Origin of the sequence: Pseudonocardia sp. KRD291 (genome assembly GCF_019263595.1) — a bacterium.
In the GTDB taxonomy this organism is placed as follows: domain Bacteria; phylum Actinomycetota; class Actinomycetes; order Mycobacteriales; family Pseudonocardiaceae; genus Pseudonocardia.
Genome location: NZ_JADQDD010000084.1, coordinates 1 through 21,558, shown reverse-complemented (window position 1 = coordinate 21,558; position 21,558 = coordinate 1). Strand labels below are relative to the sequence as shown.

The following is a 21,558-nucleotide window of genomic DNA, read 5'->3' as shown; positions in this document are numbered from 1 at the left end:
GGACGTACGGGACGACCTTGAACTCGGTGGTCAGGCGGTCCGGCTCGAAGCGGGTCGAGACGTAGCCGCGGCGGTTGTTGTAGAAGCGGATGTGCGGGTTCTCGGCGAGCGTGGTGTCGGTGCCCGCCTGCTTCTCGGAGCCGTCCCCGCCGGAGGTGATCGAGCTCGACACCAGCTCCGTGCCGATCACCGGCGAGGCCGGGTCGTCGAAGCGGGACCGGATGTCCGCGCCCCAGTGCGCGTGCACGTCGCCGGTCAGCACGACGAGGTTGCGCGCCCGGCCACGGGCCGTCGCGTCGACCCAGGAGTCGACGACCCGGTCGCGCGAGCCGGGGTAGCCGTCCCAGGCGTCCGGGTTGAACCCGCGTCCGGTGCCGGGGGCGAAGTCGACCTGCGAGAAGAACACCTGCTGGCCCAGCACGTCCCAGCGGGCGCGGGAGCGGGCGAACCCGTCGGCGATCCACTGCTCCTGGGCCGAGCCGGGCAGCGAGCGGGCCGGGTCGGTGCGTTCGGCGCAGTCGCTGCCGAACTCGTCGCCGCAGGGCTGGTCGCCGCGGTACTGGCGGGTGTCGAGCATGTGGAACGTGACCAGCCCGCCGAAGCCGGCCCGGCGGAACAGCTGCATGTCCGGGCCCTTCGGACGCTGCGCGGCGCGCAGCGGCATGTTCTCCCAGTAGGCGCGCAGCGCGGCGGTGCGCCGGGCGGTGAAGTCGCCGGGCGGGTCGAGCGGGACCTCGCGGACGTCGTCGGCCCAGTTGTTCTCGACCTCGTGGTCGTCGAACACGACCAGCCACGGCGCGGACGCGTGCGCGGCCTGCAGGTCGGGGTCGGCGTGGTACTGCGCGTGCCGCTGCCGGTAGCCGGCCAGCGTCGTGGTCTCCGGGCCCGCGTGGTCGCGGACGTTGCCGCCGGGGGCCTCGTAGCCGCCCGCCTCGTACTCGTAGATGTAGTCGCCCAGGTGCAGCACGACGTCCGGGTGCTCCTCGGCGAGGTGCCGGTAAGCGGTGAAGAAGCCGTGCTCGAACTGCGAGCACGAGGTGAAGCACATGGCCAGCGGGGCCATCGAGCCCGGCACAGGCGCGGTGCGGGTGCGACCCACCGGCGACAGCGCCCGGCCGGCGCGGAACCGGTACCAGAAGTCGCGGCCCGGGGGCAGCCCGCCGACCTCGACGTGCACGCTGTGGCCCAGGTCGGGGCCGGTGCGGGTGCGGCCGCGGCGCAGCACCCGGGTGAAGCGCTCGTCGAGGGCGAGCTCCCACTCGACGTCGGTGGCCCGGCCGCCCAGCCCGCCGAGGCCGTCCTCGGCGACGGGGTCGGTGGCCAGCCGGGTCCAGAGCACGACGCCGGTCGGCGCCGGCTCCCCGGACGCCACGCCGAGGGTGAACACCTCCCCGGGCGCGGCCGGACGCGGCCGGGTGGGTGCGGCCGCGGATGCGGTACCGCCGAGGGCGGTCCCGCCGAGCGCTCCGGCGGCGGTCAGGGTCGCGCCGGCGGTCAGTCCGGCGCGCAGTACGTCACGGCGTGTGGTGGGCACCTGCAGAGCGAAGATCGCCCGGACGTGTCACCGGTGGCCGTGAGCGGGCGCCGGGGTGAACTCCCGTCGACGATCGCCCTCGGACGGGCGGTCCCCCGGGGGTTTCCGGTGATCTCGGACGGGTGCCGGCGACGCGCCGGGGGACCTGTGGTTGTGGCCACGCGCAGGCTCTGGCACTCTCGTGAGTAGAGTGCCAGACGCAGCCGGCGACCGGCGGCCCCGACACCCGCGACGGCGGGGACACGGTCGAGGCGGCTGCGGACACTTGGATCCAGTGACACACCGAGATTCACCCCAGGAAGGGGAGGTCATCGTGGCGAACATCAAGCCGCTCGAGGACAAGATCGTCGTCCAGGCCAGCGAGGCCGAGACCACCACGGCCTCCGGCATCGTGATTCCGGACACCGCCAAGGAGAAGCCCCAGGAGGGCAAGGTCCTGGCTGTGGGCCCGGGTCGCGTCGACGACAACGGCAACCGCGTCCCGCTCGACGTGGCCGTGGGCGACGTCGTCATCTACTCGAAGTACGGCGGCACCGAGGTCAAGTACAACGGCGAGGAGTACCTGATCCTCTCCGCGCGCGACGTGCTCGCGGTCGTCAACTGACCCAGCAGCACCCCGTGTAACAGCGACCGCCCCGGTGGTCCGTCGACTCCGGCGGCCCCCGGGGCGTTCGCGTCTCACCCCGTACCGAGAGAACCAGCACCGAAAGACGAGAGGCTCAGATGGCGAAGCAGATCAGCTTCGACGAGGACACCCGGCGCGCGCTCGAGCGCGGCGTCAACCAGCTCGCCGACGCGGTGAAGGTGACGCTCGGCCCGCGCGGCCGGCACGTGGTCCTGGACAAGAAGTTCGGTGGCCCGACCGTCACCAACGACGGCGTGACCATCGCCCGCGAGATCGACCTCGAGGACCCCTACGAGAACCTCGGGGCCCAGCTGGCGAAGGCCGTCGCGACCAAGACGAACGACGTCGCGGGCGACGGCACCACCACCGCGACCGTGCTGGCCCAGGCACTGGTCAAGGAGGGCCTGCGCAACGTGGCCGCCGGAGCCGGCCCGGCCGCGCTCGGCGAGGGCATCGCCGCGGCCGCGCAGAAGGTCTCCGAGATCCTGCTGGCCAGGGCCACCCCGGTCAACGGCAAGCAGAACATCGCCCAGGTCGGTGCGATCGCCTCGCGCGAGCAGGAGATCGGCGACCTGATCGCCCAGGCGATCGAGACCGTCGGCAACGACGGCGTGATCACGATCGAGGAGGGCTCCACGCTCGCCACCGAGCTGGAGATCACCGAGGGCCTGCAGTTCGACAAGGGCTACCTCTCGCCGTACTTCGTCACCGACACCGAGTCGATGGAGTCCGTGCTCGAGGACGCCTACATCCTGCTGCACCGGGACAAGATCTCGAACATCCAGGACCTGCTCCCGCTGCTGGAGAAGGTGCTCGGCGAGGGCAAGCCGCTGCTGATCATCGCCGAGGACGTCGAGGGCGAGGCCCTGTCGACCCTGGTCGTCAACTCGATCCGCAAGACCGTCAAGGTCGCCGCGATCAAGTCGCCGTTCTTCGGTGACCGTCGCAAGTGGTTCATGGAGGACCTGGCGATCGCCACCGGCGGCCAGGTCATCAACGCCGAGGTCGGGCTGAAGCTCTCCGAGGCCGGCCTGGAGCTGCTGGGCAAGGCGCGGCGGATCGTCGTCACCAAGGACGCCACCACGATCGTCGAGGGCGCAGGCACCAAGGACGCCACCGACGCCCGCGTCGCGCAGCTCAAGCGCGAGATCGACGAGGCCGACTCCGACTGGGACAAGGAGAAGCTGCAGGAGCGCCTCGCGAAGCTCTCCGGCGGCGTCGCCGTGATCCGTGCCGGTGCGGCCACCGAGACCGCGCTCAAGGAGCGCAAGCACCGCATCGAGGACGCGGTGGCGGCCACCCGGGCCGCGGTCGAGGAGGGCATCGTGCCCGGCGGCGGGTCCGCCCTGGTGCACGCGGCCGCCGAGCTCAAGGACGGCCTCGGTCTGACCGGGGACGCCGCGACCGGCGTCGAGATCGTGCGCAAGGCACTGTCCGCCCCGCTGTTCTGGATCGCCGCGAACGGCGGCGACGAGGGCGCGATCGTGATCTCCCGCGTCGCCGAGAAGGGCTGGGGGACCGGCTACAACGCCGCCACCCAGACCTACTCCGACCTGATCGCCGACGGGGTCATCGACCCGGTCAAGGTGACCCGGTCGGCGGTGGAGAACGCCGCGTCCATCGCACGCATGGTGCTCACGACCGAGAGCGCCGTGGTGGACAAGCCGGAGCGCGAGGAGTCCGCGCCCGCCGGTGGCCACGGCGGCCACGGGCACGGGCACTGATCCGGTCCTGACACAGAACAACGGGCGGGTGGCCGATGGCCACCCGCCCGTTGCCGTGTGCGGGCCGGTTCGTGCGCCGTATCAGTTGCGCGCGCTTCTCTCGGTGTCGTTCTTCGTTGCGCACGCTTCTCTCAGGGCCGTCTCTTCGTTGCGCAGGCTTCTCTCAGGCCGAGTCGAGCTTCGCCGCTCCCCGGTCACCGACCTTGAGCGTGCGCCGCGGGCCGCGGATGATCGTGTCCCGCTCGGACTCGGACAGCCCGCCCCAGATGCCGTACGGCTCGTGCACCTCGAGCGCGTGCTGACGGCACTGGGTCAGTACCGGGCACTCGTTGCAGACCTGCTTCGCGCGGGCCTCGCGACGCGCCCGCGCCGGGCCGCGCTCGCCCTCGGGATGGAAGAAGAACGCGCTGTCCATCCCGCGGCAGGCACCATCTATCTGCCAGTCGTAGATGTCGGCGACCGGGCCGGGAAGCCTCCGGATGTCCGCCATGTCTGTCACCTGCCCTCACGTACTTGCCACGTCGATGAACCCGAGATTCCCCCGGGCCGCGTGCGGCAAACCTCGCCCGCCCCGGGAACCGGCCCGCTGCGATGATGGGCACGTGCGGGACGACGCGGATCCGGTCGTGTGGGGTGCCCCCGGTACCGGTGCCGAGCAGCGACCCGGCGACCCGTTGACGCGCTGGGCGCGCGGCGTCGTACTCGGCGGCGAGGGCCACTACGCCGCCGCGGCGGCGGTGCTGGACCGGCTGCGGGCCGGCCCCGGCGTGCCGGACGCCGTGCGGGCCCATGCCGCGGTCACCCGGGCCGCGCACCTGCGCCAGCTCGGCGGGCACCGGCTCGCTGCGGCGCTGGACGGTCAGGGACTGCGCCTGGCACGCGCCGCCCCCGGTTGCGGACCGGGCGCCACGGGCGTCGCGGCGGCCGCGGTGGCCGATGCGCTCGTCGGGCTGGCGGCCGACGCCGTCGGGCGGTGGGACGCGCCGTCGGCGGCCCGGCTGCTGGCCCGTGCGGAGCCGTGGTGCGCCCCCGGTGGCCGCCCCGGCGTGCGGTGGCACTGGGTGCGGGCCGAGACGGCGCTGCTGCGCGGCGACCCGGCGGCAGCGGTCGCGGCGGCCGGCGACGCCGTGCGGGCCGCCGATGCCCTGGGCTCGGTGCGGCACCTGCTCAAGTCGCGGCTGGTCGCCGCGGTGGCCCGCTCGGTCGCCGGGGACGAGCAGGACCCGCTGCCGGAGCTGGACCGGATCGCGGCACAGAGCTCCGCGGCCGGTCTGCTCCCGCTGCACCGGGCGGCCCTGCTCGCCGCGGCCGACGCGGCGGACGCGGTCGGCGGCGGGCCGCCCCGGGAGGCCGGGGCCGGCGCGACCGCGGCCGAACGGGGTGGCACGGTGAGACGAGACGGTCACCCGACCCGGACGGGTGCCCCGGTGCCGCCGAACGAGCGACACGCCCGGATGTCACGATTGAATACTCTTAGTCGTCAAACGGGTGCACAGCGTCGCCGACATGCGGCAGCGGTCACGTTGAACGTGCTCTACCTGCGAACAGACCCCCTCGGACGGCGATCGATCCGGGAGTCGGCGTGGATCCCTGACTCGATCGCGGTACCGTACGGACTACTCCATTCGGCGACGTGTCACCCACATGTCGCTCAGTCTTCGGGCGACGCGTTCCCGGATGGAGGGCACAAATTCGCCCCGACCGTGTCAAGGTGAGAGTGTCACCCGCCGATTCGGAGGGTGAATATCACCCGGCTGCAGGAAGCTGCAGGAAGGAATCGTCGTGACGACGGTACTCATTTGCGACGATCGTCGCAGCGTCCGCGAGGGTCTGACCCGTGTCATGTCGGCAGTGGCGGGGGTCCAGCGCATCGACTGCGTGGCCCACGGGGACGAACTCCTCGCCCGGTACGCGCGGCAGTCCGTGGACGTCGTCCTGGTGGGAACGCAGCGTGCGGTTCCGACCGGTGTCGAGGCCACCCGGCGCCTCGTCGCCGCCCACCCCCAGGCCAACGTGATCGTGTTCGGCGCCCCGGACGACGCGGGCAGCATCGCCGCCGCGATCGCCGGCGGTGCCCGTGGCTACCTCCGCTGGGACGCCTCGCGCCCCGAGCTGGTGGCGGCACTGGCGCACACGCTGGCCAGCACCTCGGTCCCCACCCCGCGGGTCCCGACCGACCCCGGTGTCCAGCTCACCGAGCGCGAGCTGCAGGTGCTGCGCGGGATGAGCCAGGGCAAGAGCAACGGCCAGATCGGCCGTGAGCTCTACCTGTCCGAGGACACGGTCAAGACCCACGCCCGGCGGCTGTTCCGCAAGCTGGGTGTGCGCGACCGCGCCCAGGCCGTCGCGCACGGTTTCCGTCGCGGCCTGGTGTCCTGACCCGACCTCCGGGTCTTCCACCGGACCGGTTCCCCGACCCCGGTCCGTGAGACGAGTCCGTAGCCACGCGCGGCTCCGCAGGCTGCGCGCTCAGTGTTGATGCGCGGCTCCGCAGGCTGCGCGCTCAGTGTTGATGCGCGGCTCCGCAGGCTGTGCGCTCAGTGTTGATGCGCGGCTCCGCAGGCTGTGCGCTCAGCCCGGTGCCGGCCGTGCTCCCCGCGGCCGGGACCGACCGTTCCCCTGTGTGCGTGGCCGTGCCCCCGCGGCCGCGCAGACCTCCCGGTGCGCCGGTTCCCCCGGCCGGTGTGCCCGGCGAACCGAGTCGTCGCGTCGCCGGACGGTCGCCGAGCCCGTGAAGATCGAACCGGTGCTCCGCCTACCGCTCGCCGCCCGTGGTCGTCTGGTGACCGCGCGCGTCCGCCTCCGTGCGCAACCTCTCGCCCGACCCGATCGTCTGGTTCCTCGTGGAGCAGATCCCGGACCCGCCCGGTCCTTCGATACGGTGTGCCGTGCACCTCCCGGGCCGGGTTGCGTCGGCCCGGTTCCACGATCGGATGATGCCCACACAGCCTCGTAACGCCTTGGCGGTCCTGCGCGATGAGTGAATCAAGAGACGTTCCCGACGAGTGGATCGCGGCCGCCATGGCCGGCGACCGCACCGCCGTCGAGCGCGTTCTCGGAATCATCCGACCGCTCGTCGTGCGCTACTGCCGCGCCCGGCTGGGTTCCGACCGGTCGTCCGTCTCGGCGGACGACGTGGCGCAGGAGGTGTGTATTGCCGTGCTGACGGCGTTACCGGGGTATCGCGTCCAGGGACGCCCGTTCCTCGCTTTCGTCTACGGCATCGCGTCGCACAAGGTGATCGACGCGCACCGGGCCGCCTCCCGGAACCGTTCCGAGCCCGTCGCGGACGTCCCCGACCGCGTGGCGCTCACCGACGGACCGGAAGCGAAGGCGTTGCAGGTCGAGCTGTCCGAGGAGATGTCCAGGCTCCTGGAGATCCTGCCCGAGAAGCATCGGGAGATCATCACGCTCCGCGTGGTGGTCGGGCTCTCCGCCGAGGAGACGGCCGAGGCCGTCGGATCCACACCCGGTGCCGTCCGGGTCGCCCAGCACCGGGCTCTGACCCGGCTCCGCAAGTCCATGAGTCCCGAGGAGGTGGTCTGAGATGCGTGATCTCGGAAATCACGGTTCCGATCGACGGCCACCCCGCCCGGGTGGGCAGGAGCCGTTCGGCAACGTACGGCAGGGCCGCTTCGGCACCAACGGGCACGCGCAGAACCCGCCGCCCGGGCAGCGCTTCGACCCGTACGCCGCGGACGAGGACGGCCCCGTCGACCTGGTCGAGCTGCAGGCCGACGAGGAGCTGATCAACGCGCTGTCGTCCGGCCTGGGCGTCTCCGGCCCCGGACGGGGCGGCTACGACTCCGACGACCGGCTGGTCGCGATGCTCGCGTCCTGGAAGGCCGACGTCGACTCCGAACCCATCCCGGAGCTGGTCGAGCCGGACGTCGCCGCACGCATGCTGGCGCCGGCCCGGCCGAGGCGACGTGGCGGGTTCCTGCGGCCGCTGGCCGCCGCCGCGTCGATCGCGGCCGTCGCGCTGGCCGCGGTGTCGATCGGGGCGCACGAGGCCGTCCCCGGCGACACGTTGTGGGGCGTGTCCAAGGTGCTCTACACCGAGCGGGCCGGGCAGGTGCAGGCCGCGAGCGACCTGCGCACCGGGATCGAGCGGGTCAACGCCAAGCTCGCCACCGGTGACACGGCCGGCGCGCAGCAGGACCTCGCCGCCCTGGGGCCGCTGCTGGGCCGGGTGGAGCCGGGGCAGCAGCAGGCCTACTTCAACCAGCAGTCGGACTTCCTCGCCGCGAAGGTCGCCGAGACCCCGCCGGGGCAGCCGACGGATCCGGCCGCGCCGTTGCGGAACGGGACGGCGGCCCCGAAGCCGCCGGCCACCGAGGGCGAGGCGGACCCGGCACCGGTGCGGTCGCCGCGACCCGGGACGTCCCCGGCCGCGCCGAGCGGTCCGTCGTCCGGGTCCGGGACCGAGTCCCCGGGTAACGGCTCCGGCACCGAGTCCCCCAGCCGGGAGGGCACCGACCCGCGGTCGCTGCGCGACCCGGGCCCGGGTGCCGCAGGGCAGAGCGACCCGTCGACGAGCCCGACCACGTCGCCGACCTCGGAGCCGGCACCGTCCACCGAGGGCTCGCAGGACCCGACGGCGACCGGCCCCACCACCCGGCCCACCGCCTCCGGTGAGGGGTCGCAGGACTCGGACGCCCCGCCGTCGAGCTCGGGTGCGGTGAGCAGCACGCCGAACTGACGCCGCACGCGTCACCCGCTACGACGAAGGCCCCGGAGTCGATCTCCGGGGCCTTCGTCGTGTCGCAGTCGTCGCCGGGATCAGTCGTCGCTCAGCGTCGCGTCCGCGTAGCCGCGGCAGTACTCCCAGGTGACGTAGTGCGCCGGGTCCGGGTCGTAGGCGGGCTCGTGCGGGCGCATCTGCCCCTCGTCGAGGAGCTGCTGCAGGCTGGCCCGCAGCAGGCTCCACTCGTGGAAGTGCTGCTCGCCGCAGTCGGCGCAGTCGACGATGATGCCGCGGACCCCGCGACCGGAGAGCAGTGCCTGGTAGACGGCCAGGTCGGCCAGGTCGGCCAGGTCGGCCAGGATCTCGCTGCGGTCGGAATCGGTCAACGTCTGCTGCCCGTCCTCGTCGCCGTCCTCGTCCGCGTCCATACAGAGAGCGGGGTCGTCCGGATCTCCGGCAAACGGGTCCGGTGGAAGCGCCTCTGGTGACACGCCGTACACGGTACTCGGCCGGACGGTCGCCGTGGCGCGACCCCGCTCGCCGGCGTCGGGGGCGTCCCGGCGCAGGGGGTTTCCGCAGGGGGTTCCCGCAGTGGTTCCTGCAGGGGTTTCCGTAGGGGCCCGCACCGGACGCCCGTGAGCCGTGCCACCCCGGGCGGGGACGTACGATGAGAGCCTGCGGCGCCGACCCGCCGCGGCGCCGAGTGCGAAGGGGTGCGTGTCCACCAATGACGAGCGAGATCGGCGGCCTGCCGTCCAAGTTCGCGATGCTCGGCCTGACCTTCGACGATGTGCTCCTGCTACCCGCGGAGTCCGACATCGTCCCCAGCGCGGCCGACACCTCCTCCCAGGTGACCCGCCGGGTCCGGGTCCAGGTGCCACTGGTGTCGTCACCGATGGACACGGTGACCGAGTCGCGGATGGCGATCGCGATGGCCCGCGCCGGTGGCCTGGGCGTGCTGCACCGCAACCTCTCCGCCGAGGCGCAGGCCGCGCAGGCCGAGGTGGTCAAGCGGTCCGAGGCCGGGATGGTCACCGACCCGGTCACCTGCACGCCCGAGGCGACGCTGGCCGACGTCGACGCGCTGTGCGCCAAGTTCCGGATCTCCGGGGTCCCGGTGACCGATGACAGCGGGCGCCTGGTCGGCATCATCACCAACCGGGACATGCGCTTCGAGCTGGACTTCGACCGCCCGGTCGCCGAGGTGATGACGCGGGCGCCGTTGGTCACCGCCCGCGTCGGGGTCACCGCCGAGGCCGCGCTGGGCCTGCTGCGCCGGCACAAGCTGGAGAAGCTGCCGATCATCGACGGCGACGACATCCTGCGCGGCCTGATCACGATCAAGGACTTCAACAAGACCGAGAAGTACCCGCTGGCCACCAAGGACCCGGACGGGCGACTCGTCGTCGCGGCCGCGGTCGGGGTCGGCCAGGACGCGCACGCCCGGGCCATGCTCCTGGTCGAGGCCGGCGTGGACGTGCTGATGGTCGACACCGCGCACGGGCACTCCCGCCGGGTGCTGGAGACGGTCGCGAAGCTGCGCGCCGAGGTCGGCGACCACGTCGACGTCGTCGGCGGGAACATCGCGACCTACGAGGGTGCGCTGGCGCTGGTCGAGGCCGGCGCGGACGCGGTCAAGGTCGGCGTCGGGCCGGGCTCGATCTGCACCACCCGGGTCGTGGCAGGCGTCGGCGCCCCGCAGATCACCGCGATCTACGAGGCGACCCGGGCGTGTGCCCCGCACGGCGTCCCGGTGATCGGCGACGGCGGCATCCAGTACTCCGGCGACGTGGCGAAGGCGATCGCGTCCGGCGCGTCCACGGTGATGCTGGGCAGCCTGCTGGCCGGCACCGCGGAGTCCCCGGGCGAGGTCGTGCTCGTCGGCGGCAAGCAGTTCAAGACCTACCGCGGGATGGGCTCGCTGGGCGCCATGCAGGGCCGGGGGAGCACGGTCGGCAGCCCGCCCACCCAGTCCTACTCCAAGGACCGCTACGCCCAGGACGACGTGCTCTCCGAGGACAAGCTCGTCCCCGAGGGCATCGAGGGCCGGATCCCGTTCCGCGGGCCACTGTCCTCGGTCGTGCACCAGCTCGGCGGCGGTCTGCGCTCGGGCATGGGCTACGTCGGCGCGCAGACGATCCCCGAGCTGCAGCAGGCGCAGCTGGTCCGGATCACCGCGGCCGGGCTCAAGGAGAGCCACCCGCACGACATCACGATGACCGTCGAGGCACCGAACTACGCCGCTCGCTGAGTCCTCGTGTGGCGGGCCGAGAACCGCCGACCCCGCACTCGGGTCCGTGCCCGACCGGCGGTTAGGGTTGGCCCGTGCGTGACCTCGTGGAGATCGGGATGGGCCGGGAGGCCCGTCGTGCCTACGACCTCGACCAGCTCGAGATCGTCCCGTCCCGTCGGACCCGGAGCTCGAAGGCGGTGTCGACGGCCTGGCAGCTCGACGCCTACCGCTTCGACATCCCGCTGCTGACGCACCCGACCGACGCGGTGGTCTCCCCGGCCGCCGCCGTCGCGCTGGGGAAGCTCGGCGGGCTCGGAGTGCTCAACGCCGAGGGGCTGTGGGCCCGGCACGCCGACCCGGAGGGCGCGCTGGCGAAGGTCGTCGCGGCCGCAGGCGGGGACGACCCGGACAGCGCCCAGGCCGTCCTGCAGGAGCTGCACCGCGCCCCGATCCAGGCGGACCTGATCGCCGAGGCGCTTCGCCCGCTGCGCGACGCCGGGACCCCGGTCGCGGCTCGGGTCAGCCCGCAGCGGGCCCGCGAGCTCACCCCGGCGCTGCTCAAGGCCGGCGTGGAGATCCTCGTCGTGCAGGGCACGATCATCTCCGCCGAGCACGTCTCGGACGACGAGCCGCTCAATCTCAAGGACTTCATCGCCGACCTCGACGTCCCGGTCGTCGCGGGCGGGGTGGGTGACTACCGCACGGCGCTGCACCTGATGCGCACCGGCGCGGCGGGCGTCATCGTCGGGTACGGGCAGTCCAGCGCCACGACGACCGACGAGGTGCTCGGCGTCGGCGTCCCGATGGCCACCGCGATCGTCGACGCCGCGGCCGCACGCCGCGACTACCTGGACGAGACCGGCGGGCGCTACGTGCACGTGATCGCCGACGGCGGCATCGGCACGTCCGGCGACATCGCCCGGGCGATCGCCTGCGGTGCCGACGCGGTGATGCTCGGCGAGCAGCTCGCCGATGCCGAGGAGGCTCCGGCCGGGGGTCTGTACTGGACCTCGACGGCGGCGCACCCGTCGCTGCCGCGCTCCGAGGTGACCGGCCTCGCCGGGTCCGGGCGCCCGCTCGAGCAGGTGCTCTTCGGCCCGACCGAGAGCCCGTACGGCACCACGAACCTGTTCGGCGCCCTGCGCCGGGCGATGGCCAAGACCGGCTACTCCGACCTCAAGGAGTTCCAGCGGGTGGGTCTGACCATCCGCGGCTGAGGACATCGGCCGCCACCGGTGCGATAGTGGCTGCGGCCCGCGCCGATCCCGCCGCCGAGGAGAAAGGGGCCGTCGATGAACCCGTCCGATCCCCGCGCCCGGGTCACCGCCGCCGCCGCGATGGGTGGTGGACGCCCGTTCGTCGACGCGACCGGCACCTCGGTCCCGCTGGGCGGCCCGGTCCGCACGGTCGTGGCCACCGACGAGTCGGTCGGGACACTCCTGGTCGAGCTGGGCGCCGACGTCGTCGGCTGCGCCGGGACGCTGGACGGGGTCGCGTCGGTCGGCGGGACGCGCGCACCCGACCCGCAGGCCGTCGCCGCACTGCGTCCGAGCGTGATCGTCACCGGCGCGGTGGGCAGGACGCACGACCTCGCCGACCCGGCCGTGGTGACGGCACTGCGCAAGGTCGCCCCGGTCGTCGCCGTCGACCTCGGACGTCCCACCTCGGCCGCTGCCGACCTGCGGGCCCTGCTCGGCCCCGTCCAGCCGCCCGGAAGCCGATCCCCGGGCCGTCACGAGAACCCGCTCTCCGGGTGAAGCCCGCGACGGGTGCCGCGAAATGCCTCAGCCCGTCGGTGTTCCGGTCCTCGGCAAGGCTGACGACATGGACCGGTCAGCCGAGTGGATGCCGCGTCGTCAGACCCGGGTACCGAGCGAAACCCCGGTCGGCGGTGTACCAGGTACATCCGTGCTCGATCGCCAACGCGGCCAGGTAGGCGTCGGGGACCGCGTTGCCGCGCGCCGACACGGTGCGGCACAGATCGGTGAAGACCGTCCAATGCCGGCGACCCGGTTCGAGCGGAACCACTGCGGGGGCGGCTCGCAGCGTGTCGAGATGGTCCAGCGCCGCGTCGATGTCGAGGGGACGGTTCAGGACCTTCGGATGTGTGGCGATGCGCAGGAAGCCGCTACCGACGATCGACGGCAGTCCGAACGGCTCGGTCCCGTTCGCGGCGGTCTGCAGCCATTCCCGGTACTCCTCGTTCCGGGGGGCGTCGGAGTCGAAGGCGTACAGCAGGACGTCGACGTCACAGGCGATCACCGATCGTCGCCCATGAGGTCGAGCAGGGCGGCGTTGTCGTTCAGATCGACCCCCGGCTGCGTGCCTCCTCCGCTGAAGGTGTGGACACGGAACGGCGGCCGACCGGCGTCGTCGTGGCGTAGCAGCGACTCCCGCACGCCGTCCTCGATCACCTGGCTCACCGTGCGGCCCACTTCGGCCGCGCGGCGTCGCACCTGGTCGAGGAGATGGTCGTCGATGGTGATGGTGGTCCGCATGCATCTCAAAATACGGTGCCTGCATCATGATGCACAGCTCTATCCGTGATCGACGGTTCGAGCCACACGGCGTCGCCACTCCGCACATGCCGTACGACGCGTGAGACGAGTAGGGATCCGTGTGAGGTGCGCCGGGGAGAGGCGGGCCGGTGCCGTCGGACACGCAGCGGCGGGGTGGGTCCCGAGGCTCGTTACCCTGGTCGGGTGCAGACGCCGACCGTCCTTGTCGTGGACTACGGAGCCCAGTACGCGCAGCTGATCGCCCGCCGCGTGCGGGAGGCCGACGTGTACTCCGAGGTCGTGCCGGCGAGCATGCCGGTCTCCGAGATCGTGGCGCGGCGACCGGCCGCGGTGATCCTCTCCGGCGGCCCGGCCAGCGTCTACGCCGCCGACGCCCCCGCCGTCGACGGCGCGTTGTTCGAGACCGGGATCCCGGTGCTCGGGCTCTGCTACGGCTTCCAGGCGATGGCCCGCGCGCTCGGCGGCGAGGTCGCGCCCGACGGCACCCGCGAGTACGGGCGCACCGAGCTGTGCCTGACCGACACCACCGGCACGCTGCACGGCGGGCTGCCCGCGCGGCACCCGGTGTGGATGAGCCACGGCGACTCGGTCGTCTCCGCGCCGGAGGGTTTCACCGTCACCGCGTCCTCGGACCGGGTCGCGGTGGCGGCGTTCGAGGACACCGAGCGGCGCCTGGCCGGGGTGCAGTACCACCCGGAGGTCGGGCACTCCCCGCACGGGCAGGAGGTGCTGCGCCGGTTCCTGCACGACGTCGCCGGCATCACCCCGAGCTGGACCACCGCCTCGATCATCGACGACACGGTCGCCGCGGTCCGCGAGCAGATCGGCGACGGACGGGCGATCTGCGGGCTGTCCGGCGGGGTCGACTCCGCGGTCGCCGCCGCTCTCGTCCAGCGGGCCATCGGGGACCGTCTGACGTGCGTGTTCGTCGACCTCGGGCTGTTGCGCTCCGGGGAGCGCGAGCAGGTGGAGAAGGACTTCGTGGCCGCGACGGGGGCGAACCTGCACGTCGTCGACGCCCGCGACCGGTTCCTGTCCGCGCTGGCCGGGGTGACCGACCCGGAGGAGAAGCGCAAGATCATCGGTCGGGAGTTCATCCGGGTGTTCGAGGCCGCCACGGCCGAGGTGGCCGCGTCCGAGCACGTCGGGTTCCTGGTGCAGGGCACGCTCTACCCGGACGTCGTCGAGAGCGGCGGCGCGTCCGGCCCCGGCGACACCGTCACGGCGACGATCAAGAGCCACCACAACGTCGGCGGGCTGCCCGACGACATCGAGTTCGCCCTGGTCGAGCCGCTGCGGGCGTTGTTCAAGGACGAGGTCCGCACGGTCGGGGCCGAGCTCGGGCTGCCCGAGGAGATCGTGTCCCGCCAGCCGTTCCCCGGGCCGGGGCTGGGTATCCGGATCATCGGGGAGGTCACCGCGGAGCGGCTGGAGACGTTGCGTGCGGCGGACGCGATCGCGCGCGAGGAGCTCACCGCAGCCGGCCTGGACGCCGAGATCTGGCAGTGCCCGGTGGTGCTGCTGGCGGAGGTCCGCAGCGTCGGGGTGCAGGGCGACGGCCGCACCTACGGGCACCCGATCGTGCTGCGCCCGGTCAGCTCGGAGGACGCGATGACCGCGGACTGGACCCGCCTGCCCTACGACGTGCTGGAGCGGATCTCCACCCGGATCACGAACGAGGTGGCCGAGGTGAACCGGGTGGTGCTCGACGTGACGAGCAAGCCCCCGGGCACCATCGAGTGGGAGTAGTCACGGGTCCGACGTGAACGGGGCGGGGCCGGTGGAACCGGCCCCGCCCCGGGCCGCTCACGTCCACAGACGACCCGACCCCCGTCGGGCCCGCGACTGCGCGAGCGGTGCGGTCTCCGGCAATGCTCCCCAGCTTGCCGGTGACCGATGCCTGTTAGTCGTCCGGAGTGGTCCGCGAGTTACGCAGACTCATCAGAATGAACGATGAGCCGGTCACGACGGCCACCACGGCGAGGATCCAGCGCAGGTCGACACCGGATCCGGGGGCCAGCCCGGTGAAGCCGTAGCCGGCCACGACCAGCGCGAGCAGCCCGAAGAGCAGCGCCAGCGGATCCGGCGCGCGGCGGGTACGGGCAGCGGCGGAGCGGGAGTCGTCAGCCACGGGTCACCTCCAGGGAGCCCGCACCGGTGTGCAGGTCGAGTTCGATCGGCCGGCCGCCGGGGCCGTCCGGCCCGGGGTCGGTCGCGTTCATCGTGGCGGGCGTCCCGTCGACGGACCGGCCGTCCAGCGTGACGTCGCCGATCCCGGCGTCGGCGCGGGCCACCAGGTCGGCGTTGCGCGGGATCAGCACGGTCACCGTGCCGACGCCGAGCTGTGCCGAGGTCCGCACCGGCGTCACCGGGACGCCGGGGGCGGCGGTGAGGTCCATGCCTCGCAGGTCGAGGGTGATGGTGCCGGCACCGCGCCGGTACTCGGGCGCCAGCGCGGCGGCCGTCCGCGGTGCGGCGCTGATGTCACCGACGCCGTCGCGCACCTGCGACCACGGGACCGCGGTGGACACCCAGGTCGCCGCGGCGAGGACGAGCGCGAACGGGATCAGCCACCGTCCGGCGTGCCGGAACGCCCCGATCACCAGGCCTGCGCCGACGACGGCGAGCGCGGTCGCCGGGACCGCGGCCACCCCGAGCGAGCCGGGCGCGGTCAGCGCCAGCACCGCGGCGATGCCGGCGGCGACCAGGGCGATGCCGAGCGTGACCAGCGTGATCCGGGACCGCGGTGCCGGCGGCGGGCCCGGCTCGGGCCCGAGGTCGGGCAGGTCCCAGGCGAACGGGGCCGCTCCGAGCGGGTCCCAGGACGGGGGGACGGGCGGCGGCGTGCTCTGCTCGGTGGGTACCGCGGCGGTCGCGCCGGCGGCGGTGTCCGCACCCGGCTGACCCGCCGCCTGCGTGGCCGCCGCATGCGGAACGGCCTGCGGGACGGTCGGGGTGCCGTCCTCGGCCGCGAGGTCGACGGACGCGGGAGCGGAACCGGCCGTCGGCACCGGGTGTCCGGACCCACCGCCGGGCACGGTGGTGGCCGGGCCGACGACGGCGGTCGGCGCGTCCGCACCGGTCGTCGCAGGCTCTGCGGCGGGACTGCCTGCGGGACTGCCTGCGGGACCGGCGGCGGGGCGCTCGAGCGGGCCGCGGCGTCCGCGCGTCAGGTGCAGCCCGCCCAGCAGGGCCATGCAGGCCAGCAGCGGCACGAACCATCGGCCGTCGGCGCCGAGCATCACCAGCGCCGAGACGACGGCGGCCGTCGCGACCAGGACGGTCGCGCCGAGCGCCGCTCCCTGCGCGCGTCCGGCCCGGTGCGCCGAGCCGGCGTCGGGCAGCGCGGCGCACCCGGCGAGGTAGAGCGGGATCCCCGGGCCGTAGAGGGAGGCGACGACGAAGCCGATCCGCACCAGCACCGGGTCGATGTCGTAGCGCTGCCCGATGGCGGCGGCCACCCCGGCGACCTTGCGGTCCTCGCGCGGACGGGCCGGGCGGGTCTGCCACATGTCGTGCAGCTCGGCCCGTATCCGGGCCCGCCCCGCCGGGGTCCGCACGTCCGTGCCGGTCCCGCCTCGCCGACCGGCGTCATCCGTCTCGTCCATGGTGATCGATCCTGACCTGCGCGGCGGCCCAGCGGCTCAGGGACGTCCCGGAGCCGACCCTGAACCCGATCCGGATGGAACGCGCCCGCTCGCGTGTGACGATGGTCCCGTGAGCGTTCCGCAGACACAACGGCCTCCGCAGCCGGAGCACCCCGGGCCGGGGCCCGGGCAGCCGGCGCGGCCCTCGCTGGCCCGGCGCCGCTCCGGCCGGATCGTGGCCGGCGTCGCCGGGGGTGTGGCCGACCACCTGGGCGTGGACGTGCGCTGGGTCCGTGCCGGCTTCGTGGTGCTGGCGGTCGTCGCCTGGGCCGGCGTGCTCGCCTACGCCCTGCTGTGGATCTTCGTGCGGCAGGAGATCACCCCAGTCGAGCGGGCGGTCGGGCGGGCCGAGCGTCAGCAGGCGGTCGGGCTGGCCGCGCTCGGGCTCGGGGTGGGCCTCGCCGCCGCCGCCGCCGGCAGCGGGTTGATCAGCTGGATCGCCGTGCCGCTCGGCGTGGCCGCGGTCGGTGCGGCCGTCGTCTGGCGCGAGGCCGACGAGGCCCAGCGACGCCGGTGGGCGCACGGTGCCCGCGGGGTGACCGCGGGCGGGCGGACCGCGCTGGCCCGCACGCTGATCGGGGCGGTGCTGGTGGCCGTCGGCCTCGGGGTGTTCCTGCTCGGCAACCTCAACCTCGACCAGGTCCGGTTCGGCCTGCTCGCCGCGGTCGCGACGCTGCTCGGGGTCGCCGTGCTGACCGTGCCGTGGTGGGTGCGCCTGGTCCGCGACCTCGGTGAGGAGCGGCGGGCGCGGATCGTCACCGCCGAGCGCGCCGAGATCGCGGCGCACCTGCACGACTCGGTGCTGCAGACACTCGCGCTGATCCAGCGCCAGGCCGCATCCCCGCGCGAGGTGCAGCGGCTGGCGCGCGGCCAGGAGCGGGAGCTGCGCGCCTGGCTCTACGGCCCGAACGGCTACGGCCGGGCCCCGGCCGAGCGCGACCCGCACGCCTCCGGGCGCCTGTCCGCCGCGCTGGCCGAGGCGGCCGCCGAGGTGGAGGACACCTACGCGGTGACCGTGAACCCGGTCGTGGTCGGTGACGCCACGATGGACCCGGACGTGCGCGCCCTGGTGCTGGCGGCCCGGGAGGCGATGGTGAACGCGGCCAAGCACGCCGGGGTGGACGAGGTCAGCGTCTACGCCGAGGTGGAACGCGACGAGGGCACCGACGAGGTCAACCTGTTCGTCCGGGACCGCGGCGCGGGCTTCGACCCGGACGCGGTGGCCGGGGACCGGCACGGGCTGGCCGACTCGGTGCACACCAGGATGCGCCGCCACGGCGGTACGGTCCGGCTGCGCAGCGCGCCGGGCGAGGGGACCGAGGTGCGGTTGACGATGCCGCTGGACGTGCCTGCCCCGGCCGGTGCGGACGCGCAGGAGGGCACGAGATGAGCGACGACGAGACCGCAGCACGTCCGCCGGGGACCGAGGCGTCGCCGGACGCCCCGATCCGGGTGTACCTGGTCGACGACCACGCCCTGTTCCGCTCGGGCGTGCGCGCCGAGCTGGACCGCGGCGCCGGGGGCGAGCCGGAGGTGGTGGTGGCCGGCGAGGCCGGGTCGGTGGACGAGGCGGTGGCCGGGATCGGGCACCTGCGCCCGGACGTCGTGCTGCTCGACGTGCACATGCCCGACGGCGGCGGGGCCGAGGTCCTGCGCCGCGTGCGCGGCGCAAAGGGCCCGGGCCCAGCGCAGGCGGAGGGAGCGTCGGCGCAGCCGGTGTTCCTGGCGTTGAGCGTCTCCGACGCCGCCGAGGACGTGATCACCGTGATCCGGGCGGGCGCCCGCGGCTACGTCACGAAGACGATCTCGGCCCAGGATCTGGCGGACGCGGTGCGCCGGGTGCGGGCCGGGGACGCGGTGTTCTCCCCGCGGCTGGCCGGGTTCGTGCTGGACGCGTTCTCCGACCGGCCCGGCGCGGCGCCACCGATCGACCCCGAGCTGGACCAGCTGACCCGCCGCGAGCGCGACGTGCTGCGCCTGCTGGCCCGCGGCTACTCCTACAAGGAGATCGGCGGCGAGCTGTTCATCTCGGTGAAGACCGTCGAGACGCACGTGTCGAGCGTGCTGCGCAAGACGCAGACGTCGAACCGGTACGAGCTGTCCCGGTGGGCGACCGACCGCCGCCTGGTGTAGCCGCGCCGCCCGGCGGCGGGGCTACCTGCCGCCGGCGAGACCGCCGACGAGGCCACCTGCCGTCTCGGTGACGCCGGAGACGGTGTCGGTCACGACGCTGCCGCCGGACCCGCTCGAGGACTTCGAGCCGCCGGAGTCGGCCTCGGTGGAGCCCGAGCCCGAGTCGGAGGTGCTCTTCTTCGGCGCGACGAGGCCCGTCACCGAGTCCACGGTCCCGGTGAGCAGACCGGTGGCCGGCTTCGCGGCGCCGTCGCCGCTCTCGGCCGCGCGGTGCTTGCCCCCGGTGCTCTTCTTCGTGTCGGCCGCCGGGGTGTCCAGCAGCCCGGTGACCGGCGCCAGCGACTCGAGGATCGGCCCGGTGGTGGGCTCGGTCGCCTCGAGCAGCGGCCCCGTCACGGGCTGCAGGGCGCCCAGGACGGGCGTCGTGACCGGCTCCAGGGCGCCGGTGACCGGCTTGGTGACCGTCGACAGCGTGCGGGTCAGTGGCGTGGTGGCGTCGGTGACGGGGGTGAGCACCCCGCCGACGGTCTCGCCGACCGGGGCGGTCGCCCGGGCCACCGGACGGACGACGCCGCCGACCGCGGCGCCGACCGGCCGCACCGTCTCGGTGACGTCCTGCAGCGGGCCGGTGCTGACGCCGGCCCCGGAGCCGCCGGACCCGGACCCGCCGGAGGAGTTGCCGCCGGACGAGCCGCCACCGGTGAGCGGGTCGAGCAGGTTGGCCTCGGTGGGCCGGTCCGGGTTGTTCAGGATCGGCAGGGCCCCGCCCCCGGCGGTGCCGCCGCCGGCCGCGTCGTCGGCGCCCGGCGCGGTGCTCCCGCCGGAGCCACCCGGGGTGGCGCCGGGGCCTGCGGCGGCCGGGGTGTTCTGCACGGCGGTACCGGCCGCCGGGATCGCCGTGCCGAGTGCGGCCGGCATCGTGGTCGCGGTACCGAGCATCCCGGTCGCCGCGGAGTTCGGGGCGGCCGTGTTCTGCGGGAACGCGACGCGCATCCAGTCGGTGGATCCGGGCGCCAGCACCGAGGTGGCCGCCAGCGGGCGGCTCAGGGCGACCGTGGCGGGCAGGTAGGTCGGGGGCAGCGTCGACGGGGCGGCCGAGCCGGACGGCAGGCCCAGGCCCGGGAACATGCCGTCGGAGGCGGCCTGGGCGTCGGAGCTGTGCGAGGCGGCGCCGTTGTACATGGCGGCGCCGAGGACCGAGCCCGCGGCGACCAGGGCACCCGCGACGGCGGCGGCGCGACGGCGGCCGGAGGCGGGCCGGGCCGGCCAGACCGGGGCCATCTCGGCCTGGCGCACCGCGCGCGGCTGCATCGGACGGTCCAGCGCGTGCGGGGCGCGGCCCTCCCGCCGGAGCAGGGACCCGACGGAGACGATCTCGACGGCGGGGTGCGACCCGGTCTCGCGGGCCACCGGGGTGTGCACGGTGGCGGCGGACGCGGCACCGGCCGACTGACGGGCGACGAGCTGCGCGACGGTCAGCGGCTCGGGTCGACCGGGTCCGGCGACACCGGGGAGCGGGGATCCGGCGGGAAACTCGGTCACGACCGCTGCTCCTCCTTCGGGTGAACTGGACCCGAGAAGGTCTACCGGACCCGCCGACGATCACCAAGCGGAGGTGTTCCGCTCGGCGCGCGTCACCCGAGAGGGTGAATCCCGTTCATCGGCCGTATCCGACCGCTGATCGCTCGCGTTGACCCTGCAGGCAACCCGTGTCGACCGATGCCCGGTGTGAATCCCCAGGTCGTGTCTGCGTGGCCGGAGCGACGTCCGCTCCGTTGCGCGCCCGGAGCCAATCGGTGAGCGGTCGTACCTTTTCCGGTGCGGACCCGGTTGCGTACGGATGCTCCGAGTGGGTGGCCGGCTACGCAGCGCGACCGGTGCTCAGGTGCTGGGGTACCGGTTGCGCTCGGTCTGCAGGCCCCGGTAGCCGACGACACCACCGCCGACGGCGAGCAGCAGCCCGATCAGGTCCCCGCCGAGGGAACCACTGCCCGTGACGATCAGCAGCCCGATCAGCGAGACCCCGGCGGCGCCACCGGCGACCGGCCACCGGCTCTTCGTGTAGGTGGCGACCTCGCCGCCCGAGGCGCCCCGCTTGCTGGCCGCGTTCTGCAGCATGGCGAGGTAGCCGACGTGTCCGAGCGCGGCCAGCAGTCCGGCCAGCGCGATCAGTGCCGTGATGAGTCCCATACGGCAAGAGTGCCACGCCCGGGCCCCGGAGGTCGGGATGTCGATCACCGGCCGCCGAGCCGCCCCCGGCCCAGGCGCAGCAGCATCATCGCCAGCTCGCGGCCCTCCGGCCCGAGATCGGCGAAGCGGTCCAGTACCGCCATCTCGCGGCTGTAGACGATCCGCGGCCCGCCGGAGGCCATCCGGGTCGCGCCGATCCGCTTCGAGACCTCGGTGCGGCGCTGGATGGCCTGCAGGATCTCGGTGTCCAGGCGGTCGATCTCCCG

22 protein-coding genes are annotated in these 21,558 nt (G+C 74.0%); 12 read left to right on the top strand and 10 right to left on the bottom strand.

Annotation, left to right across the window (positions count from 1 at the left end):
• A partial coding sequence (locus tag I4I78_RS14095) for an alkaline phosphatase D family protein (protein WP_308252100.1) occupies window positions 1-1,534 on the bottom strand: 1,534 nt, incomplete at its 3' end.
• 310 nt (window positions 1,535-1,844) lie between these two features.
• Between I4I78_RS14095 and groES the strand changes: the two genes are divergently transcribed.
• Complete coding sequence (groES, locus tag I4I78_RS14090) at window positions 1,845-2,138, top strand: co-chaperone GroES (protein ID WP_130292341.1); 294 nt, start codon at window positions 1,845-1,847, stop codon at window positions 2,136-2,138.
• Between the two features lie 119 nt (window positions 2,139-2,257).
• The gene (groL, locus tag I4I78_RS14085; RefSeq protein ID WP_218611757.1) at window positions 2,258-3,883 is read left to right on the top strand and encodes a chaperonin GroEL; all 1,626 of its coding nucleotides are present in this window, start codon (window positions 2,258-2,260) and stop codon (window positions 3,881-3,883) included.
• Between the two features lie 163 nt (window positions 3,884-4,046).
• Here the strand turns inward: groL and I4I78_RS14080 are convergent, their stop codons facing one another.
• Window positions 4,047-4,373: a WhiB family transcriptional regulator gene (locus I4I78_RS14080; protein WP_218611756.1), complete on the bottom strand. Its 327-nt coding sequence runs from the start codon at window positions 4,371-4,373 to the stop codon at window positions 4,047-4,049.
• A 112-nt stretch (window positions 4,374-4,485) separates the two neighbouring features.
• Between I4I78_RS14080 and I4I78_RS14075 the strand changes: the two genes are divergently transcribed.
• The 4 genes from I4I78_RS14075 to I4I78_RS14060 all read left to right on the top strand — a co-directional run bounded on the left by I4I78_RS14075 (window position 4,486) and on the right by I4I78_RS14060 (window position 8,585).
• A complete protein-coding gene (locus I4I78_RS14075) occupies window positions 4,486-5,598 on the top strand; it encodes a hypothetical protein (protein WP_218611755.1) in 1,113 nt (370 codons plus the stop codon).
• Between the two features lie 67 nt (window positions 5,599-5,665).
• Window positions 5,666-6,262 carry a response regulator transcription factor gene (locus I4I78_RS14070; protein WP_130292337.1) on the top strand — a complete coding sequence of 199 codons (597 nt, stop codon included), beginning with the start codon at window positions 5,666-5,668 and terminating at the stop codon, window positions 6,260-6,262.
• Between the two features lie 597 nt (window positions 6,263-6,859).
• Entirely contained in the window at window positions 6,860-7,429 is a 570-nt protein-coding gene (locus I4I78_RS14065; RefSeq protein ID WP_218611754.1) for a sigma-70 family RNA polymerase sigma factor, read from the top strand.
• Window position 7,430: 1 nt separating this feature from the next.
• Window positions 7,431-8,585, top strand: coding sequence for an anti-sigma-D factor RsdA (locus tag I4I78_RS14060; RefSeq protein ID WP_218611753.1), 1,155 nt, complete (start codon window positions 7,431-7,433; stop codon window positions 8,583-8,585).
• An 80-nt stretch (window positions 8,586-8,665) separates the two neighbouring features.
• On the opposite strand, the gene I4I78_RS14055 is transcribed toward I4I78_RS14060, so the two are convergent.
• Entirely contained in the window at window positions 8,666-9,070 is a 405-nt protein-coding gene (locus tag I4I78_RS14055) for a DUF5319 family protein (RefSeq protein WP_374225871.1), read from the bottom strand.
• 227 nt (window positions 9,071-9,297) lie between these two features.
• On the opposite strand from I4I78_RS14055, the gene guaB reads away from it, so the two are divergent.
• The 3 genes from guaB to I4I78_RS14040 all read left to right on the top strand — a co-directional run bounded on the left by guaB (window position 9,298) and on the right by I4I78_RS14040 (window position 12,560).
• Window positions 9,298-10,821 (top strand): IMP dehydrogenase, encoded by a 1,524-nt coding sequence (gene guaB / locus I4I78_RS14050; RefSeq protein WP_218611751.1) that lies wholly within the window; start codon window positions 9,298-9,300, stop codon window positions 10,819-10,821.
• A 74-nt stretch (window positions 10,822-10,895) separates the two neighbouring features.
• Entirely contained in the window at window positions 10,896-12,020 is a 1,125-nt protein-coding gene (locus I4I78_RS14045) for a GuaB3 family IMP dehydrogenase-related protein (protein ID WP_218611750.1), read from the top strand.
• Between the two features lie 75 nt (window positions 12,021-12,095).
• Window positions 12,096-12,560: a hypothetical protein gene (locus I4I78_RS14040; protein ID WP_218611749.1), complete on the top strand. Its 465-nt coding sequence runs from the start codon at window positions 12,096-12,098 to the stop codon at window positions 12,558-12,560.
• Window positions 12,561-12,636: 76 nt separating this feature from the next.
• On the opposite strand, the gene I4I78_RS14035 is transcribed toward I4I78_RS14040, so the two are convergent.
• Window positions 12,637-13,065, bottom strand: a complete 429-nt coding sequence (locus tag I4I78_RS14035; RefSeq protein ID WP_218611748.1) for a type II toxin-antitoxin system VapC family toxin — start codon at window positions 13,063-13,065, stop codon at window positions 12,637-12,639.
• Entirely contained in the window at window positions 13,062-13,301 is a 240-nt protein-coding gene (locus tag I4I78_RS14030; protein ID WP_218611747.1) for a ribbon-helix-helix domain-containing protein, read from the bottom strand. Before I4I78_RS14030 ends, I4I78_RS14035 begins: the two co-directional genes overlap by 4 nt.
• A 204-nt stretch (window positions 13,302-13,505) precedes the next feature.
• On the opposite strand from I4I78_RS14030, the gene guaA reads away from it, so the two are divergent.
• Window positions 13,506-15,071 (top strand): glutamine-hydrolyzing GMP synthase, encoded by a 1,566-nt coding sequence (guaA, locus tag I4I78_RS14025; RefSeq protein ID WP_218611746.1) that lies wholly within the window; start codon window positions 13,506-13,508, stop codon window positions 15,069-15,071.
• A 154-nt stretch (window positions 15,072-15,225) separates the two neighbouring features.
• Here guaA and I4I78_RS14020 read toward each other — a convergent pair whose 3' ends face one another.
• Both I4I78_RS14020 and I4I78_RS33425 read right to left on the bottom strand, forming a co-directional pair.
• On the bottom strand, window positions 15,226-15,453 hold the full coding sequence (locus tag I4I78_RS14020; RefSeq protein WP_218611745.1) for a hypothetical protein: 228 nt from the start codon (window positions 15,451-15,453) through the stop codon (window positions 15,226-15,228).
• The gene (locus I4I78_RS33425) at window positions 15,446-16,930 is read right to left on the bottom strand and encodes a PspC domain-containing protein (protein ID WP_218611744.1); all 1,485 of its coding nucleotides are present in this window, start codon (window positions 16,928-16,930) and stop codon (window positions 15,446-15,448) included. Before I4I78_RS33425 ends, I4I78_RS14020 begins: the two co-directional genes overlap by 8 nt.
• Between I4I78_RS33425 and I4I78_RS14010 the strand changes: the two genes are divergently transcribed.
• Window positions 16,929-18,359 carry a PspC domain-containing protein gene (locus I4I78_RS14010; RefSeq protein ID WP_218611743.1) on the top strand — a complete coding sequence of 477 codons (1,431 nt, stop codon included), beginning with the start codon at window positions 16,929-16,931 and terminating at the stop codon, window positions 18,357-18,359. The genes I4I78_RS33425 and I4I78_RS14010 overlap by 2 nt on opposite strands.
• Complete coding sequence (locus I4I78_RS14005) at window positions 18,356-19,102, top strand: response regulator transcription factor (RefSeq protein ID WP_218611742.1); 747 nt, start codon at window positions 18,356-18,358, stop codon at window positions 19,100-19,102. Before I4I78_RS14010 ends, I4I78_RS14005 begins: the two co-directional genes overlap by 4 nt.
• Before the next feature lie 21 nt (window positions 19,103-19,123).
• On the opposite strand, the gene I4I78_RS14000 is transcribed toward I4I78_RS14005, so the two are convergent.
• The 3 genes from I4I78_RS14000 to I4I78_RS13990 all read right to left on the bottom strand — a co-directional run.
• Window positions 19,124-20,644, bottom strand: coding sequence for a hypothetical protein (locus I4I78_RS14000; protein ID WP_218611741.1), 1,521 nt, complete (start codon window positions 20,642-20,644; stop codon window positions 19,124-19,126).
• A 339-nt stretch (window positions 20,645-20,983) separates the two neighbouring features.
• Entirely contained in the window at window positions 20,984-21,292 is a 309-nt protein-coding gene (locus I4I78_RS13995; protein ID WP_218611740.1) for a hypothetical protein, read from the bottom strand.
• 44 nt (window positions 21,293-21,336) lie between these two features.
• Window positions 21,337-21,558: chorismate mutase (locus tag I4I78_RS13990; RefSeq protein ID WP_218611739.1), on the bottom strand; the 222-nt coding region annotated here is incomplete at its 5' end.

Coding starts and splice junctions, on each gene's coding strand:
- groL (WP_218611757.1), top strand. CDS start 2,258: ATGGCGAAGCAGATCAGCTTCGACGAGGACACCCGGCGCGCGCTCGAG.
- I4I78_RS14080 (WP_218611756.1), bottom strand. CDS start 4,373: ATGGCGGACATCCGGAGGCTTCCCGGCCCGGTCGCCGACATCTACGAC.
- I4I78_RS14065 (WP_218611754.1), top strand. CDS start 6,860: ATGAGTGAATCAAGAGACGTTCCCGACGAGTGGATCGCGGCCGCCATG.
- I4I78_RS14060 (WP_218611753.1), top strand. CDS start 7,431: ATGCGTGATCTCGGAAATCACGGTTCCGATCGACGGCCACCCCGCCCG.
- guaB (WP_218611751.1), top strand. CDS start 9,298: ATGACGAGCGAGATCGGCGGCCTGCCGTCCAAGTTCGCGATGCTCGGC.
- I4I78_RS14040 (WP_218611749.1), top strand. CDS start 12,096: ATGAACCCGTCCGATCCCCGCGCCCGGGTCACCGCCGCCGCCGCGATG.
- I4I78_RS14030 (WP_218611747.1), bottom strand. CDS start 13,301: ATGCGGACCACCATCACCATCGACGACCATCTCCTCGACCAGGTGCGA.
- I4I78_RS14010 (WP_218611743.1), top strand. CDS start 16,929: ATGGTGATCGATCCTGACCTGCGCGGCGGCCCAGCGGCTCAGGGACGT.
- I4I78_RS33425 (WP_218611744.1), bottom strand. CDS start 16,930: ATGGACGAGACGGATGACGCCGGTCGGCGAGGCGGGACCGGCACGGAC.
- I4I78_RS14005 (WP_218611742.1), top strand. CDS start 18,356: ATGAGCGACGACGAGACCGCAGCACGTCCGCCGGGGACCGAGGCGTCG.
- I4I78_RS13995 (WP_218611740.1), bottom strand. CDS start 21,292: ATGGGACTCATCACGGCACTGATCGCGCTGGCCGGACTGCTGGCCGCG.